At 71.7% G+C, this 928-nt stretch carries 1 protein-coding gene and 2 pseudogenes; 2 read left to right on the top strand and 1 reads right to left on the bottom strand.

The features are described 5' to 3' along the window. Window positions 1–192, top strand: a 192-nt coding sequence (locus ASJ79_RS34885) for a TRAP transporter large permease subunit (protein WP_156448626.1), incomplete at its 5' end; no start/stop codon positions are given. A gap of 52 nt (window positions 193–244) precedes the next feature. Further along, window positions 245–808: pseudogene (locus ASJ79_RS24720) on the top strand (acyltransferase family protein); the annotation flags it as partial. On the opposite strand, the pseudogene ASJ79_RS34460 reads toward ASJ79_RS24720, so the two are convergent. Continuing rightward, window positions 779–928, bottom strand: a pseudogene (locus tag ASJ79_RS34460) (hypothetical protein); the annotation flags it as partial. The pseudogenes ASJ79_RS24720 and ASJ79_RS34460 overlap by 30 nt on opposite strands.

The raw sequence follows: 928 nt of genomic DNA, 5'->3' as shown, positions 1-928 counted from the left end.
CCGCCCAGCATCATCCTGGTCTTCTACGCCATCACCGCCGAGATCAGTGTGGGTGACATGATCATCGCCGCGGTGGTCCCCGGCATCCTCATCGCCGTCGGACTCATCGCCGCGCTCGCTTTCACACCGGTGGCGCCCGCACCGCCGGCGCCGTCGGGCCCGCTGGGTGCGTTGTTCCGCGCTCTGCCCTGACGCCGGTAGAACTACTCATGCCCGGCTGCGGTCGGCCGGGCATGCTTAGCTCATGACACCGACCTCGCGTGACCGCGCACTCGACGTGGCCCGGCTGGGCTCCTTGCTGGTGGTCATGTTCGGACATTGCGCGCTGCTGCTGGCCACCATCGACCCGTCCGGCGTGCGCATCGGCAATCTGATCGCCGCAGTGCCCGCCGTCGCGCCGCTGACATGGATCGCCCAGGTGATGCCGCTGTTCTTCCTGGCCGGCGGCGCCGCCGCGGCGTACGGCTACCGAGCCGGGACGCCCTGGGGCGCTTGGGTTTTCGCCCGCGCGCAGCGGTTGTACCGCCCGGTGTTCTGGTACCTGGCGGCATGGTCGGCGGGTCTGCTCGTCGCCCGGCTGGTGTTCGGTGCGGACTCGGCGGCCGGACTGGGTGCCGAGAGCGTGGCGCTGCTCTGGTTCCTCGGCGTGTACGTGGTGGCGCTGGCCTTCGTGCCGGTGCTGATGCGGCTGCGGAGCGGCCGCGGGGTGGCCGTCCTGGTCGCGGCGCTGACCGGTGCCGCCGCCGCGATGGACGCGCTGCGGGTCGCCACCGGTTCCCCGGCCGGCGGGGTCCTGAACTTCCTGATCGATGAAACGCGCCAGCCCCGGATCGCTTCCGAGGCGGAAGATCGTCACCTGCGCGCCCAGCCGCGCCACCTCGTCGAAACCCCGCACGGTGTGGGCGATGGTCCGCGGGTGCGGCGGGTA

Origin of the sequence: Mycobacterium sp. NAZ190054 (assembly GCF_001545925.1) — a bacterium.
Classification (GTDB): Bacteria; Actinomycetota; Actinomycetes; order Mycobacteriales; family Mycobacteriaceae; genus Mycobacterium.
This window is presented reverse-complemented; position numbering and strand designations above follow the sequence as displayed.